This is a genomic window from Flavihumibacter sp. CACIAM 22H1 (assembly GCF_001601815.1).
GTDB lineage: Bacteria > Bacteroidota > Bacteroidia > Chitinophagales > Chitinophagaceae > Flavihumibacter.
Window position 1 is genome coordinate 1 of sequence record NZ_LUKG01000061.1, and the last position, 16,221, is coordinate 16,221.

11 protein-coding genes are annotated in these 16,221 nt (G+C 45.9%); 5 read left to right on the top strand and 6 right to left on the bottom strand.

Annotated elements, in window-relative coordinates:
- The 3 genes from A1D16_RS15230 to A1D16_RS15240 all read left to right on the top strand — a co-directional run.
- Positions 1–2,565 (top strand): PKD domain-containing protein (locus tag A1D16_RS15230; protein WP_290711020.1); only part of this gene is annotated, 2,565 nt, incomplete at its 5' end.
- A 23-nt stretch (positions 2,566–2,588) separates the two neighbouring features.
- Positions 2,589–3,353 carry an SDR family NAD(P)-dependent oxidoreductase gene (locus A1D16_RS15235; protein WP_290711022.1) on the top strand — a complete coding sequence of 255 codons (765 nt, stop codon included), beginning with the start codon at positions 2,589–2,591 and terminating at the stop codon, positions 3,351–3,353.
- A 141-nt stretch (positions 3,354–3,494) separates the two neighbouring features.
- Entirely contained in the window at positions 3,495–3,992 is a 498-nt protein-coding gene (locus A1D16_RS15240) for a hypothetical protein (RefSeq protein ID WP_290711024.1), read from the top strand.
- 220 nt (positions 3,993–4,212) lie between these two features.
- Here the strand turns inward: A1D16_RS15240 and sprA (A1D16_RS15245) are convergent, their stop codons facing one another.
- Genes sprA (A1D16_RS15245) through ruvA form a run of 3 tightly spaced genes read right to left on the bottom strand, consistent with a single transcriptional unit; the run spans position 4,213 to position 12,059 of the window.
- Positions 4,213–7,551 (bottom strand): cell surface protein SprA, encoded by a 3,339-nt coding sequence (gene sprA / locus A1D16_RS15245; protein WP_290711026.1) that lies wholly within the window; start codon positions 7,549–7,551, stop codon positions 4,213–4,215.
- The gene (sprA, locus tag A1D16_RS15250; RefSeq protein ID WP_290711028.1) at positions 7,506–11,429 is read right to left on the bottom strand and encodes a cell surface protein SprA; all 3,924 of its coding nucleotides are present in this window, start codon (positions 11,427–11,429) and stop codon (positions 7,506–7,508) included. The genes sprA (A1D16_RS15245) and sprA (A1D16_RS15250) overlap by 46 nt, the downstream gene beginning before the upstream one ends.
- A 45-nt stretch (positions 11,430–11,474) precedes the next feature.
- Positions 11,475–12,059 carry a Holliday junction branch migration protein RuvA gene (ruvA, locus tag A1D16_RS15255; protein ID WP_290711030.1) on the bottom strand — a complete coding sequence of 195 codons (585 nt, stop codon included), beginning with the start codon at positions 12,057–12,059 and terminating at the stop codon, positions 11,475–11,477.
- 55 nt (positions 12,060–12,114) lie between these two features.
- Between ruvA and A1D16_RS15260 the strand changes: the two genes are divergently transcribed.
- Entirely contained in the window at positions 12,115–13,107 is a 993-nt protein-coding gene (locus tag A1D16_RS15260) for a beta-ketoacyl-ACP synthase III (RefSeq protein ID WP_290711032.1), read from the top strand.
- Between the two features lie 89 nt (positions 13,108–13,196).
- On the opposite strand, the gene A1D16_RS15265 is transcribed toward A1D16_RS15260, so the two are convergent.
- From A1D16_RS15265 to A1D16_RS15275, 3 genes are read right to left on the bottom strand one after another with little or no spacing between them, the layout of a single operon-like run.
- Positions 13,197–14,243 (bottom strand): nucleoid-associated protein, encoded by a 1,047-nt coding sequence (locus A1D16_RS15265; protein WP_290711034.1) that lies wholly within the window; start codon positions 14,241–14,243, stop codon positions 13,197–13,199.
- The gene (locus A1D16_RS15270) at positions 14,240–14,833 is read right to left on the bottom strand and encodes a hypothetical protein (protein ID WP_290711035.1); all 594 of its coding nucleotides are present in this window, start codon (positions 14,831–14,833) and stop codon (positions 14,240–14,242) included. The genes A1D16_RS15265 and A1D16_RS15270 overlap by 4 nt, the downstream gene beginning before the upstream one ends.
- A 40-nt stretch (positions 14,834–14,873) precedes the next feature.
- Positions 14,874–15,371 (bottom strand): DinB family protein, encoded by a 498-nt coding sequence (locus A1D16_RS15275; protein ID WP_290711037.1) that lies wholly within the window; start codon positions 15,369–15,371, stop codon positions 14,874–14,876.
- 73 nt (positions 15,372–15,444) lie between these two features.
- Between A1D16_RS15275 and A1D16_RS15280 the strand changes: the two genes are divergently transcribed.
- Positions 15,445–16,221: PLP-dependent transferase (locus A1D16_RS15280; RefSeq protein WP_290711039.1), on the top strand; the 777-nt coding region annotated here is incomplete at its 3' end.

The window sequence follows — 16,221 nt, forward strand, 5'->3', positions numbered from 1 at the left end:
TACCGCTACCTGGGAGCAGGAACCACCGCAGGAACATCCAGGTATGAAATTACCTTAAAACTTTATGTCGATTGTAATGCAAGGGGCGATGGCCAGTTGGATCCTGAAGTAGATTTTACCGTATTCAAAAAAACCGGCGGTACCAGTATTTTACAAACACTGAGTGCTTCCCTGGCAAGAGAAGAATGGATCCGGTATGATCCCAATTCGAACCCCTGTATTCTAAACCCGCCTACAGATGTTTGTTACAGGCTTCGGTACTACTCTACAGTAGTTACCCTGGCAGACTCGGAAGATGGGTATGCCATTGCTTTTCAGCGCTGCTGCCGTATTGATAATATCCGAAATGTAGCGGGTAACAGCGGTGATATCGGAGCCACTTATTCCTGCGAAATTCCGGGCACCCGCGTATTGGCCAATGCAATAGATAATTCAAGCCCAACCTTTAACCCCAATGATGCCATTGCTATTTGCATTGGCACCAATTTTACCTTTGATTTTTCAGCAGATGATATTGACGGCGATTCCCTGGTATATGATTTATGTAATGCCTATGTTGGAGGCGGCAGGGAGCCCGGATCCTGTTTAACCTGTACATCCCCCAACCCAACTTCTTCGCCCCCCCATTCACAGGTTAACTACCGGGGCGGCTTTAGTGGATCCAGTCCACTGGGTGGCAGTGTAACCATTAACGCTCAAACCGGTCTGATAGCAGGGGTTGCTCCCAATGCAGTTGGACAATATGTAGTAACCGTTTGTGCCCGTGAGTACAGGGAGGGGAGGCTCATCAATACGCATCGAAAAGACATTCATATTGCTGTTTCCAACTGTCAGCCGCTCCGGGCATTTCTTTCACCGGATTATAGCTTTTGCGATGATTTTAATGTAACCTTTCAGAACGGCCAGGTAAATCCTGCAGGAACCGTTTATATCTGGAATTTTGGAGATGGTTCTGCCAATGATACGGTTAGTACTGCACTTGGGCAGATCCAACACCAATACGCCGATTCAGGCACGTATACCGTTAAACTGAAAGTTTTACTGGCAGGCGGACAATGCGTGGATTCAACCACTACCCTTGCCAGAGTATACCCGGGCTTTTTTCCTGGTTTTGTTTTCACCGGGTCCTGTTTGTTGACGCCCTTTAATTTTGTTGATACCAGTTATAGCCGCTATGGAACCGTCAACAAATGGTCCTGGAATTTTGGCGACGAAACAACAGACACCGATATTGCCCTTACAAGAACCCCCTCCTATAAATACAATTCCCTTGGTTTTAAAACCGTGACTTTACAGGTAGAAAGTGACAAAGGGTGCCGGGGTTCTGCAACAGCCCAGGTGGAGGTACGAGACCGGCCGGTACTGCTGCTTCCCTTTAAAGACACACTGATCTGCAGCATTGACGAACTGCCTCTGATAGCCACTGCGCCAGGAACACTCAACCCTGTTTTTACCTGGACCCCTGGTACCAATATCCGGTTCGCTAATACCCCCAACCCCATCGTATTTCCAAAAACCACCACCACTTACAAAGTAAATCTTAATGACAATGGCTGTACGGCCAATGACTCGGTGCGGGTACGCGTGGTAGACCAGGTAACCCTCAGCACCACACCCGACACTACCATTTGTTTAACAGATGCTGCAAGGGTTTCCGCCCTCGGCGATGGACTTCGTTTTGAATGGACACCCGCTGCCGATTTCGATGACCCAACTGCCAAATCTCCCTTTGTAACACCAGCCGGCACCACCACTTATACGGTGCTAGCAAGGATTGGAGGTTGTTCTGCCACCGATCAGTTAACAGTTCGTACAGTTCCCTACCCCGCCGTAAATGCAGGTGAGGACCGGGTGATCTGTTACGGTGATTCTTCCCTGCTGATCGGAACCATACAAGCCGCATTTTTCAACTGGAGCCCACAAAGCACCCTGTTAGATGCCAATACACTTACCCCTCTTGCAGTACCACGTTTTTCAACGGCCTATACCCTAACTGCCACGGATACCATTGGTTGCCCGAAACCAGGAAGAGATACCGTTTTGGTTCTGGTACGCCCACCTGTACCGGCTTTTGCCGGAAATGATACGGCTATTGTGTTGGGGCAACCCCTTCAGCTCAGGGCAAGGGGTGGCGACATCTATCGGTGGGAGCCTTCTACCGGGCTAACCGATCCGAATATTGCCAATCCTATTGCCAGTTTAACCCAAAGCCAAACCTATTCGGTAAGAGTATCAACCCCGGAAGACTGTTTTGCCTACGATACCATCCACATTGCCGTATATACAACGGCCCCCGATATTTTTGTACCCAATGCCTTTACACCAGGAAGAAATAATAATGCCCTTTTCCGGCCAATTCCGGTAGGCATTGCCCAAATTGAGTATTTCAGGGTTTTCAATCGCTGGGGCCAGCTGGTATACAGCAGTGGAAATGCCAGTCAGGGCTGGGATGGTAAAATTGCCGGAAAGGAACAGGGAACCGATACCTACGTATGGATGGTGCAGGGACGGGATTATACCGGTAAAACAATATTCAAAAAAGGTACCGTAGTTTTAATACGGTAACCGCTTATGAAAGCAGGTAAATTATGACGCATATTGCATTAATCACCGGCGCCACTGCCGGCTTTGGCCTGGCCACCGCAAGAAAACTGGCCGATAAAGGATACCAACTGATAATTACCGGAAGAAGAGCCGATCGGTTGAAGGAACTGGAAACTGAGCTTTATAATAAATTTGGTACCAAATGCCTGTCGCTGGTATTTGATGTTAGAGACAAATCTGCTGTAAATCAACAAATTGGAGGATTAGATCCTGCCTGGAAAAAAATTGATTTACTGGTAAACAATGCAGGCCTTGCTCTCGGCCGCGATTATTTTGAAGAGGCCGATATGGACGATTGGGAAACCATGATCGACACCAATCTGAAAGGCGTTATTTATGTAACCCGTGCCGTTCTTCCCGGTATGATTGCACATAAAAAAGGGCATATCATCAATATGGGCTCCATAGCCGGCAAAGAAATTTATGAAAAAGGAAATGTGTATTGTAGCTCCAAACACGCCCTGGATGCACTTTCCAGGTCAATGCGGGTGGATTTGTTACGCCATGGAATCAAAGTAACCGCCATTCATCCCGGGGCTGCCGAAACAGAATTTTCTAAAGTTCGCTTTAAGGGCGACGATGAAAAAGCAACGGCAGTTTACCAGGGATTTCAACCCCTACAGCCGGAAGATGTTGCTGAAACGATTTGGTTTTGCGCCAGCCAGCCATCTCATGTATGCATTAACGACCTGGAAATTACCTGCACCGCACAGGCAAATGCCTATTTGTTCAATAAGGCTAATGGTTAATCCTTAGAAATCGTCTACTCAGCGAATACCGTCGTAAAAATCGGGTATGGCTTACAATAGCTGCCCCATCCTGTCGTTTAATTCTGGAATTCCGAACCCTTTCAAAAACTGTATGGTTTTTGATAAATGAAAACTGATAGGATGAAAAACCTTATTATCACCGCCACCCTGGTTGTGGGTAGTTTATGTACATCATCGGTCCGGGCACAGGACCATATCCGGCAGCAATCCTGCCAGACCAGCACCGTTCAACACCAGATAGACAGCCTTAAACGATATTATTCCAGCCATGGTTTTTCCCTGATGAGAGAAGCCAGTATGCAAATGGAAAGCCAATATGAAATGCCAATCATCGTTCCCCTAACCCAGGGCGAATGGTACAGCTTTGTTTATGTGGGCAATCCTGAATCTAAATTGCACGAAGTACGGATGTACGATTACATGGAAAAAATGGTGATCTACCGTAAAAACCTGAAAAAAGATGTTTCCGCCAACGTAATCAATTTCACTTACGAACCTGCGTCCAGTGAATACCATATCATTAAACCCGTTCAGGTGCATAATAAACAAAAGGATTTATGCGGGTACGTAATGCTCTTTAAGCGAACCGATAAACGAACTGCTACAACCGGAAAATAACTGATCAATAAAAAAACTAAAGAGGCCTGGATTAATTCCGGGCCTCTTCAGTATAACCAACCGTCCTGTAATATTTTTTAGCAATGCTGTATGTCAAAAGTACTATGCTCTAAGGTTTTTACAATACCCTAATGTGGTAGTTTTCAACTGTATAACATTGAAAAAAAGGCCGGTATACCAAGTGCAACTATTAAATAGAATGGTAAATATTAAAGCCTGCTTATTGCTGGGCCAGGGAAATACGGATCTGTAATCCGGCCCTGGTAGTAGTGATCGGCGCAGAGGTTGAAATCTTCGGTATTGTTCTGCGCTGATCAAAAAAGAGCCGTAGATTAATGCGGTTATTCAGCACATAATCGATCGAGGGCGATATAGTAACTACTTTTTGTCCGGCTGTTGGCAAGGCGGCTTCCTGGTCGAGCCGGCTATTGGCCGTAGCATCGTCCCGCAGGCCAAGGTCGAGCCGCATATTCAGATCGTTGGATAATTCTTTAGCCGCCTGTTTACTTCCCGGTAATTTGATTTTAAACGGCAGGTTCAAGCCTCTTTTCCGCCAGCCCACTCCAACAGTAAATTCTTCTGAACGTGATTCACTTAACTGGAAATCGATGAGGCTGAGACTTAACTGACGACTTTTCTTGTATTCGAAACGCAGGGTTAACTGGTTCGTGAATTGCATATCAACGTCAATAAAAGGAGCAAATGCCTCCGAAATAGAAATATTCGGCACCAGAAAATACGGGTAGAAATTACCTGTAGCCGTATCAATAAATCCAGGTGCATTTAATGCAAGCGGATCCGCATACATCAGGTTATTATTAAAGCTATTCATGCTCAGGTTACTATTGTAAGCATGTGTTAGCGTTACATTCGTAAAGGTCTTTTCCAACCCTGGTATCCTGGTAAGACCGGTATAGGTTACCCGCCAGTTGGGTTTTGGAAGAATATTACGGAATGGATTAGAGCGCACACTACTGTTCTCCTGTTCAATAAGCGCCACTGATTTAGGATCCTTATTGGTGTAAGCGGCAATAAAGGAAGGAATGAGTACATCCTGTGCGTACCGGCTATACCCGGTATAGTATCCATCCGACAATTTCTGATCAGTCGGATCCAGTGCATTCCAGTAAGGGTTCTTTAAGGCATTCCTTTCACTCAGAATAATCCGGTTTTCCTGAAAACGCTGGAAGGTTTCCGTTACCTTGTTGGGTTCGAATTTAGAAAACAGGGTTTGGAAGGAAATATAACTAACATTGAAGGAGCCTGCCACATAGGGGCTGAGCCGTGCAAAACTTCCATTTCCAACCGTATCCTTGAATAATTCCGAATAGTTCTTACCAAAGGATTTGTCAAGGTTCAGGTCAATCATCAGGTCTCGTACCGGCATTAATTGCGCGGTTATGCTTAACCGTTGGTTGAAATCCTGTCGGTTCAGGTTATTGAGAAGCGGGTTATTGGTAATTAATCCCCGCCTTGCAAAATCATTGATAAAAGAAGTATCCGGTTGCTTACCGAACACAAATCCCCAACCCGGTGCAGTTGTTCGGGTATTCATGCCCATAAACTTACTACTGTCTGTGTAGCCGGCTAGTGCAGTGGAACCGGTTTCTGAATACTGTACACTTACTCTTTTAACAGATGTAATGATTCGGCCCACAATTTTTACCACCGTTCCTACCTGTGGCAGGTCATTGGGATCGCGTTTTACCTTGATTTTACCTTTTTTGTTTCGTGTGGTATCAGCGCCTGGTTTTGTTTGGTCCGATGGGGCAGCCTGCGGAGCATCCCAGTCTATAGCCCTCAACCAGCGCGATTTTGCGTAGAGGCGGGTAAAGTCTAATTCAGCTGCCATGTTTTTTTCCTGGCCATTGGTGATAAAATTTCCCAGGCTCTTGGCAAATTGATCCTGTGAGGCCGTTAGCCAGTTGTAACGGGCAGTATATCCCACCCGAACGGTTGTCCAGTCGAGCAATGGAATACGATTGGTGGGTAAGGTATACGTTATGTTAGCCGACTGGTCATAGGTAACATTTCTTCCACCTCGCCAGAACAACTGCCACATTCTTCTTCTTTCCCGTTGATCCAGCCTGCCGGAGTCTTCATCTACCCGGGCCCGGTTAACAGCTGTAAAGTCAATATTTAACGACCGGGTCAGGTCCCAGCGCAGGTTGTAATAACGGTCAAACGTAAAATACTTATCATAGGTTTCCGGAATAATTCCTTTGGGCCCGCCCACATTCCTGGGCCGTATGGCACCAAACTGACGATTCACATCCGCCCTGAAACTCATTAAGGAGGGGGCGTAGTTAAAGTTAAATTCCTTCACCAGGTCATACCATTTTGACGGCCCTTTGAATTTCTTCTTAAATGGTTCCCAGTATTTAGGCGTACCGGTATAATTATATCCTAAACCGGCCCGGTGCCTGGCCATTTCCTCGGCTTCAATAAGCGGACTAAATCGCTCCACTTTTGTATAGGAATAACTAACATCAAAATTCTCGATGCTGTATACTTTTTGCTTTTTCCCGGAAGTATTCAGTTTTCGTACATTGGTAAAATTGACCGTTTTGGTAGTAGTAACATCCGCTGCATCATTCCGGATGGAATCACGATCACTACCGCTTGCAGCATTCAGCTTGTCTTTTAGTTTTACGTCCAGATCATACGGATCGTATTCGGGTGTTAATATCGTTTGTGAATACCCGGCATACACAGGAATAGACATACCTGCTTTTTCGGGTAATAGTTTTCCAAGTTCCAGGTTGGCCGCCGCATCAATTTGAGTGAAATTTTCCCTGCTACGTTCGTTTACCCGTTGTTCCAGGTTACCAAACCCAACACTGCGTGCTGCCCCCGAAAGGGAAACAGTTCCCAGATCGGCCAGTTTAATATCCACTCTTCCGGTGGCAGCCCAACCGCCACTTTCGTCTAGCGAAGACAACCTCAATTCATTGAACCATACTTCCGTACATACCGGTGTACCAGCATTATTGACAATACCCATAAACATACCCCGTACTTCTCCCAAATTCGGATTACCGAATATGGCATAAGTTTTACCATCCTGATCTGTTTCAGAATAATAGAGATTGGTCTGGCTTGAATTATTACGGCTTAATTTCAGGTTGATCAGGCGCTGGATAGACAAACTCAGTTCATTCTGCTGCGGCCAAACAATATCTCCCTGCGAATCGGTATAGCGGCCAAATGGAGTAACCTTAAGGGGTATGCGAATTTCATAATAGTTGCCGACAAAATCATTCCCCAGGCGGATCACAGCAGACAGGTCATTGTCCTGAACTGCCGGCGAGCCAACCACACTTTCTGCATGAACAAACATTTTCATTTGTCCATACTGCCGCAGGTCAAGGTTCATTGTTTTGAACACGCCGCGTCCTGCCGTACTGGGCAGATTGCAGACCTTCATACTCATGGCCTGTTCGTTCTGAAGAATATTTACATTGTTATTGCTAAGTTGCTGAACCCGAAGTATGCCCGGAGGTATCAGGTAATTTACCGGCTGGCGAGATCCATTTTCTTCCACGTTAACTGCCAGCACATTAAACTCGGTGTGGTGTTAGCGGGTAACGGCTTATAGGTTCCGGTGGTATCCAGTTCAAAAGAAAAACGACGCCACTGGTTACGAACCAGTTCCAGTTTGGCAAAACGGGTTATAACCGAATCTTCAAACCCGGTAAGAAACATCCGGATGAAACGGATCGATTTGAAATCGGGGATATTACCGACTTTCTGCTCATATTCGGCAATAGGAATACGGAAAAGATACCATTTCTGCTGAGGGCCTTCGCCGGAGATAATGCGCTCATCGGTGATGTAATTTTGTCCCACTACCATATCCTGCGGACGAAGATTTACCCGGTATTGAAAATACTCTTCCAGTTCATTCAGGGTATTATCGCGGTTTAGATCTTCCTGATCGGGGTAGAGGGTAAAGGCTGTTGTTACGGTTGAGTTAGCAGCTGCAATAGGCGAATTTCCATGCGGATTATTGATTTGTTTGTAACGGGCCAGGATATCCCCATTGGGATTATTGTAAAACTCATCCCGGTAATTCCGGAAATTATCGTTAGACGGATCGGCCAATGCCTGTTGGTACGCCGGGGAATTGGTACCGAAGGCGGCGGCCAGTTGGTTCAGATAGGTATTGAACTTTCTTCTTTCCGCATCATCGTCTAACCCGTCAAATCCAACGTCCTGGAAAGGGCGGTCGGTTGGGTCATTACTAAATGCCGTGGTTACCTGGATCGGATTATTCGGAGAGTTGCCCCATACCGAACTGGAATCAACTGCGGCCTGTATATTGGGAGTAGGCAGGCCATTTTCAAAAAACCGACGCCCATCCCGCAATACATCTTCCGAAATATTTCCAAGGTTAAAATAAAGCTGACCACCGGTACTGTTGGGTTGCAGCAGAAACGGATCCTGCATCCAAAATTCGATGAACTCCACGTTCCCGGTTTCAAAATCTACCTGGTCCAGTCCCCGCATAATACCCCCCCAACGTTGTTGCGGATTAAGCAGTTTTCCATTGGCTGTTACGCTACCCGGACGAGCATCATAGTTATACGGGCCACGGTCTGTCGGGTAATAGGCCAGGTCAAACGTAATGAGTTGGGCGGTTCCGTAGTCGGGCGTACGTGCCGGGAACAACTGGTTCTGTGTAATTGCCCGGATCCTCGGATCCAGGAAATAATCATTGGCAAAATGCGCCGTCAGCGGGTTATTGGGCGCCCTTCTGTCCTGCAGGTTTGGCTCTATATTGTACCAGGCAAGTTTAGCGCGATTGTATCCATAAGCAAGGGAATCACTCAGCCCTCCTTCCGGAAACAAGCCATTTCCCTGGGGGGTTGAAGCAAGGCTCCAGTTAATCAACGGAAAACGCAGATCAATACTGTTGCGGGTTCCTTCAAAGTCATCAATATAAATCAGCCCGCTTTCACCTTTACCGATCTGAGGTGGGTGCCCGGGTTTCAATACCGCTCCTTCTCCATAAGCGGTGATGGTACTCATTTCTGTAGTCTTATAGAAGGGAATTTTATCAAGCCATCGCGTAAGCCGGGGGGCATCGGCACGATAACTGAAATCCAGTCCATACATGGTATTACGGATAGGATCTTCGTTGTAATTCATTTTGGTAAAGAAGGGGCGTTCTCCCAGCCGAACCATTTGCCCGCCAAACGTAAAAGATTCTTTTACGGTATTAATGGCCATATAATCCCATCGAAGGCCCATATAGTTACGTTGCTGAATTCCGAAGGTGGCATTGTTTTCAAAACCCACCTGTACAGGAATACCCGAATTGAGGATGGCCTGGTTGATGATTTTAACCGACCCCAGGTTATAATCCACCATATAGTCGATGCCTTCTACCAGGGTGCGGCCACCGGAGGTTACGGTTACTGATCCTTGCGGAACGTTGAACGCCCCGAGTGGAATATCGGAAGTAGCCTGCCCTTTGGCAGTACCGCTGATAATAAACCGGTCGAGGTTGGCATAGGTTTTTGCAATTTCCTTAATGGTATCGTACAAGGGCTGGAAGAGGTATTTTTCCTTTATTTCCTGCGGTACGCCCTGAAAGGCGACTGAATCCAGGTCGCGGCCAAAAGGCTCCAGGAAGGGAAAAATTATGCGGGCCTGGTTAGAAATAACGGTAAACCCTTCTATATAATCAAAAACCCCGTCGGGTTGCGGGTCGCGGTTATTATTGAGCCGATCGAGGTTGAGTACCGTAATCAGCGGTATACCTGTTTTAGGCCCTTCCGGCAGGTAGCGTTTGGTTCCCAGGCTGGGTTCTTCGTATAAAACATTCAATTTAAAATCGGCCGGCTGAACACTGGATATATACCCCCCGTCGCGTGTACGCAGTGCATACACGTTTTTCATCATAAGATCAAAAATGGGCAGGGTGGTTCTTTGTGATGTAGCTTTCAGCATTTTCAGGAACAGCACTTTGGGGTTACCGGCAATAATTGCGGTAGTATCTGGCGGTATATCCTGTGAAAACTCCCCTACCTGGAAAATTTTTCCATTATAGCTGTATTGAAATGCAATACCCAATACCTCATCCGGTTGCAGCGGCTGGCTCAGGGAAAGAAACCCGACCTGGGGATTAAAATAATAGTCATTGGGACCCAGTTTGCGGGCAAAGGTTTTTTCAAAATCCTGCACTGGCCTTAAACCTAAACTTCCCAGTTTGGCGGTGACCTGTGCTGAACGGCGGCTCGACGGATCGGATACCAGCGCCTGGTACAACCCGTTCACCGTATTGGCCGGAAGTGAATCGGGTCCGATAGGAGTTGGAAAATTATACGGAAAACGCTCTCCCAAATCGGCCAGTGCCACAATATCCCTGGTTTCCGTAGTGGCTCCATTCCGGTTGGTTACCCAAACTTCCAGGCGCAGGATATTAACCAGCGAATTAACCGCCGGCAGGCTGCCCATTGCTCTGTTATAATTTTTTCGGAAAAAATGCGACATCAGGAAATGCCTGTTTTCCTCATAATCGTTCACTTTAAATTCAAACTGCGTGGTGGCAGCCCCCCCTACCAGTCCTAAGGATTGCCGCTGGGCGCGCTGGTTGGCCAGGATACCGGTAATGAAAAGTTTTCCGAACTGTAATTGCGTTTTTATACCAAAAAGAGATTGAGCGCCGGGAATCAGGGAGCCTTTGGTAGAAAAAGAAACGTTGCCCGCTTCGATCCGTTTAATAATTTCGTCCGGACCACCGGTATAATCGAGCTTCAACTGGTTTTCAAAATCAAAATTTGCCTGCGTATTGTACGTAATCGGCAGCTTCATTTTATTGCCGATGTTGCCCAAAACGCTTAGGTTGGCATTCATATCAAAATCAAATCCACCATTTTTCCGGGCCCGTTCGGGTAAAGTGGGATTTTTTATATTCTGCCCCTGGTAACCGGCAATAATATCCACATTTCCCATGGGCCGGACATCCACTTTTCCGCCGCCAAAAATGCGGTTGAAAAAACTTTCCGAAACCGATAATTTAGGTTTAATGTTTTTCCTGTTCAAACTACTGAGGACATCGGCCCGCTGGCGAAAATAAGCCCGTTCCTGGATGGCTGCCCGGTACCGGAGATACTCTTCGAAGGTCATGTAGGTAGGCGTGCGGAAATATTGATCGCCAATTTTTTCCACAATAAAATATTGGCGGGTAATCGGATCGTATTCCACCGTCTTATTAATATTGGCCGGATCATTCAGGTCGAAAGGATTTCGCCGGATTCCTTGCTCTGCTCTTCGGTCTTGCAAGGGAAAACGCATGGTATCTCCTTCCACACGCCGGTTCACCGGTCGGGTGGTATCTTCCTGGTAATAGCCAGCAAAAACCGGACAGGCCGATGCCAGTACTAGTACGATCAATAGGAAACGCCCATAAATCATGCGAAAATTGCCCACAGTCTTTTCCCAAGTAATTAGTTAGGTAGAACTCCCGCTATAGGCTTAGAGGTTTTTAAGTGCTGATTTGATAATTTCTTCTACTTTGTCAGAACCGGGATGTTGCTGCATTGACTTCCGAAGGGCTACTTCAGCAGCCGGACGTGCAATACCCAGTGCCAACAATGCATTTAACGCGTCCGTTTCGGTTGTATTGCCTATTGACACTGAATTATTTAGGTCGAGCGACTGCTTTGTTAATTTATCACGAAGTTCCAATATTATTCTCTCAGCAGATTTCTTGCCAATTCCTTTGACGGCTTCCAATTGTTTTGCGTTGCCCTGGATAATGGCACGAGAAATTTCCTCCGGTTTAAGGGAAGATAACATCATGCGCGCAGTAGAAGCCCCTACCCCATTTACCCCCAGCAATTGCAAAAACATTTCTTTTTCCGCAGGTGTAGCAAACCCATAAAGCAGGTGTGCATCTTCCCGGATATGGAAATGCGTATAAAGCAGCCCCTGGGTTTTACCCTGGATCTCGGCATAGGTATGTAAAGATATAAAGACCTCATACCCAACTCCCTGAACATCAATATGAACAAAAGTTGGCGTAAGGAGGGTGAAATTCCCCTTGAGAAAAGCGATCATAGGCTGCAAAATAAACTATTACCCCTAAATTTGTGCCGCTTTTACAATTTAACGCATGACCAAAAAAATTACAGCCGCCATTACAGCAGTCGGCGGTTTCGTTCCCGAGGACCGGTTAACCAATCAGGACCTCGAGAAAATGGTAGATACCAACGACGAATGGATCCGCACCAGAACTGGAATTTCTGAAAGAAGAATTTTAAAGGGCGAAGGAAAAGCAACCTCTGATATGGCAGCCCCGGCAGTCCTTGATCTTCTCAAAAAAAGAGGAATTGAAGCCAGTGAAATTGATTGTTTAATTGTGGCTACCGTTACCCCCGACATGGTTTTTCCGGCAACTGCAAATGTGGTTTGTGATAAGATTGGCGCTGTTAACGCCTGGGGATACGACCTCAGCGCAGCCTGTTCCGGCTTTCTATTTGCCTTAACCACCGGTGCCTCTTATATTGAAAGTGGGCGCTATAAAAAAGTAGTGGTAGTAGGGGCTGACAAAATGAGCGCTATTGTAGATTACACCGACAGAAATACCTGTATTCTTTTCGGCGATGGCGCTGCTGCCGTTTTGCTGGAGCCCAATGACGAAGGTTATGGCATTCTCGACAGCCAGTTAAAAACAGATGGAAGTGGCCGGTATTACCTGAATATGAAAGCCGGCGGATCGGCCTATCCCGCTTCGGTTGAAACCGTTACCAACCGCGAGCATTTTGCTTTCCAGGAAGGTAAAACCGTGTTCAAATTTGCCGTTAAAGGAATGGCAGATGTTAGCGCCGACCTGCTTGACAGGAACAAACTCACTGGCGCTGATATTGCCTGGCTGGTTCCACACCAGGCGAATCTGCGCATAATTGATGCCACGGCAGAACGACTTGGTTTACCAAAAGAAAAAGTGATGATTAATATACAGCGGTATGGGAATACCACCGCGGCTACCATTCCTCTTTGCTTATGGGAATGGCAGAACCAGCTCAAAAAAGGCGACAACCTGGTTTTTGCAGCTTTCGGGGGTGGTTTTACCTGGGGGGCAACATTGGTAAAATGGGCCATTTAACCCTTCATTGAACAGAATTCTACTAAAATTTAAACCCGCGGCAGCCCGCGGGTTTTTCATTGTCTTTGCCGGTTAGGACTATTTTCACCTCAGCTTTCCTCGTCAAAATAGAGTTTATAATATTTTTTTCCTATCAGCTCATCATAACCACGTTCCAGCAGATCACGCCGGCCATGAATATAAACATGAAAATTTTTATCGAGTTTTAGAATAGATTTAAACACTTTTTGTTGCTGTTTTACCGCGGCAATATGAATATCAAACGCTTCATCAATGCTGTAATTCCGGCTTGCTTCAAAATTTCGTTTATAATCCATAAAACTGTCTACCACTTCGGGGTGATGGATTACTTCCTCCGCAAATTCCTGCAGGTTAAACTGTTCTTTGGTTTTGAAATAATCCATCGATTTATTAAGTAGATCAATCTGGTCCGATTTATTGATTTCAAATTTTTCTGCATATTCCTTTTCTATAAAAAGCTTACACAGTCCCAATGCCTGGTTGGTATGGTGATAACTGTCGGTATAAGGCTGTACCTGCAGAAAATCGGTGACCCAATATTGTGTATCATTTTGTTTATTGGTAGTATCTACGACTAATACTTTATACCCTTCTGCCTCATTCTCCCGTATAATCAGGCAGCCTTTATCCAGTTTATTGATATTGATTCCATCTTCTGCAGCCAGTTCCCAGCCACCGGCATGAGAAAATACTTTCAGAAAGGTTTCCTTGGTTTCGGATTTGAACAAGCCAATCGCCTGCCTTTCTTCCCCTTCTACTAACAGGTTATGGAACAACACCACGTACAACTCCCCTTCCTTCACCCGGGCATGTGTAGATTTAGAATAGAGCAACTGGGCAAGAAAAGCTGCTACTTTCTGAAAAGAGGAAGGATCGTGAAAAATGGTTTTTGCATAATGGTATACCTCGTTCATTTCAATATCACTGATATGCGTAAAATGATAGGCATCGTGTTCATTAAAGGGTGCCAGAAAATAACGGGTTAGCATACCCCTTACTACCTCGTCGTTGAGGGTAAGTGTATTTGGTGAGAGCTGGAGAGCTTCCCCCCTGGTCGGATTTCCTACTTTATGTACAATTGCCTTTTCCAGCGTAACTGAATCAATTCCTGTCATGGCGCGAAGATAGCTTCTTTGTAATTTTTTTCCTGCAGGGTTCGTTGCGCAGCCAATTCCCGGAACCTGGACTTAAAGCGGATCCAGCTGTCATAAGAACGACCGGCTTCCACCTGCTCCGGAACAGTTCCCATTGACACCGACTGTTGAACCGTGTTACCCTGGAAAAAACGGACGGTTCCCCAGCGGATCCTGTCATCAGATGCATGGGGATATTCAATTTCATATTGTTCCGAGCAAATTACCTGGTCGCGATCCAGGTAATACACTTCCAGGTATTCAACAGAATCCACAAAATAATGCACTTCGAAAATGACTACCCGACCGCTGGAAACCGTGTAATGCCAGGTTTCCCGTATTGGGCGATCGTTTGAAAGAAATTTATTCAGGTAAAAGGTTTGTTGTGATACCAGCGATAAACTATCCGCCCTGGCAACTAATTCATCTATCCGGTTTCTCCAATCCGTGCGCTGGCCGCTTGCAGAACTAACCATCAGACAACAGGTAATAAAAGGCAGCCACTTAAAGACCACCGTATTTAAAACCCCACCGCTGAGGGGAAAATGCCAGGTATCAGCCGCTCTTTTCATACCACCTGATTGATCGTAGAACAAGTTACAAAATCACCCGCTATTTCCGTACGGTCCTCGACCAAACAATAAAGTCTGTTGGTGGAATGCTGGTATGCCCAAGTTGGTGCAGGATGGTAACCAATTGCCCCCTGTGATAGGTACCATGATTATAGAGGTGAAGCAGCAGGTGGTTCAGCGGGTTTTCAAACGCCTGGCCTTTGAGGTTGGTATATGAAAACGATGCAAGCAGTTCTTCTTCCGGCTTAGCGTTCAGCCATTCCTTCCATACATGCCCTTGCATAAGAAGAGCTTCCATAGCCTTAAGAGGGGTATCCTGAAAATTTTTACTAGGCACCTGTACAGGAGATTTCCCCTGCACCCGTTGCCACCAGATCGATTCCGCATCCCACATATGTAAAATAGTTGCAAAAAGAGAGGAAAAACTACTGGAAACAGTGGCTTTCAACTGGTCGTCTTCCAAACTACGCAAGACCTTATAAAACTGTTCATTGGCCCAGATATGATACGATGCATAATCCAATAAGAGCGCCTTCATGGTTTTCAATTAAATTTGACCTTGTTCCTGGCAGCCAGGTTCTGTACACTAATTTAAACAGCAATTCACAGCAATGAATAAAGATTTTTTAATGAAGGGAAGCAGTACGGTAGCTGTACATGGCGGAAATGAACCCGACCCCATGTACGCTCATATCACCCCTATTTATGCCAGTTCCACTTTTTACTTTGATACAGCAGAGCAGGGCATGGAACGGTTTGCAGGCGAAGATAAAACCCAGATCTATTCAAGACTGGGCAATCCGGGTTTTAAAGTTGCCGAACAAAAAATTGCAGCATTAGAAGCACATGGTATTACAGATAAAAATGGTAAGCCACTAGAGTTAAAAGCTTTATTACATGCCAGCGGACAGGCTGCAATGAGCACTTTGTTCCTTTCTACCTGTAAAGCAGGAGATAAAATCCTGACCCATTTTTCTTTGTACGGAGGAACGCAGGAACTGCTTATGAAAGTATTAAAAGAAAACCAGATTGAAATTATTGTTGCCGACCTGAGAAATAAAGCCGTTGCCGAAAAAGCATTGGAAACACCTGGCATAAAGCTGGTACATCTTGAAACACCGGCAAATCCAACCCTGAGTTGTGTTGACCTTGAATTGATCAGCTCAATGGCCAAAGCAAAAGGGTTACTGGTATCGGTAGACAATACCTTCGCAAGCCCATATCTGCAGCAGCCCTTTCGATATGATGGCGTAGACTTTGTATTTCATTCCACTACAAAATACCTGAATGGACATGGATCTGCTATCGGGGGTGTTTTGCTGGGCAGAGACCTTGATTTCATGAAAATCAATGGCCTTGGAAATGGCATGTATTATTGGGAGGAAATG

Excerpts from the sequence above, each read along its gene's own strand:
- A1D16_RS15235 (WP_290711022.1), top strand. The coding sequence starts at position 2,589 with ATGACGCATATTGCATTAATCACCGGCGCCACTGCCGGCTTTGGCCTG.
- A1D16_RS15260 (WP_290711032.1), top strand. The coding sequence starts at position 12,115 with ATGACCAAAAAAATTACAGCCGCCATTACAGCAGTCGGCGGTTTCGTT.
- A1D16_RS15270 (WP_290711035.1), bottom strand. The coding sequence starts at position 14,833 with ATGAAAAGAGCGGCTGATACCTGGCATTTTCCCCTCAGCGGTGGGGTT.
- A1D16_RS15265 (WP_290711034.1), bottom strand. The coding sequence starts at position 14,243 with ATGACAGGAATTGATTCAGTTACGCTGGAAAAGGCAATTGTACATAAA.
- A1D16_RS15240 (WP_290711024.1), top strand. The coding sequence starts at position 3,495 with ATGAAAAACCTTATTATCACCGCCACCCTGGTTGTGGGTAGTTTATGT.
- A1D16_RS15275 (WP_290711037.1), bottom strand. The coding sequence starts at position 15,371 with ATGAAGGCGCTCTTATTGGATTATGCATCGTATCATATCTGGGCCAAT.
- ruvA (WP_290711030.1), bottom strand. The coding sequence starts at position 12,059 with ATGATCGCTTTTCTCAAGGGGAATTTCACCCTCCTTACGCCAACTTTT.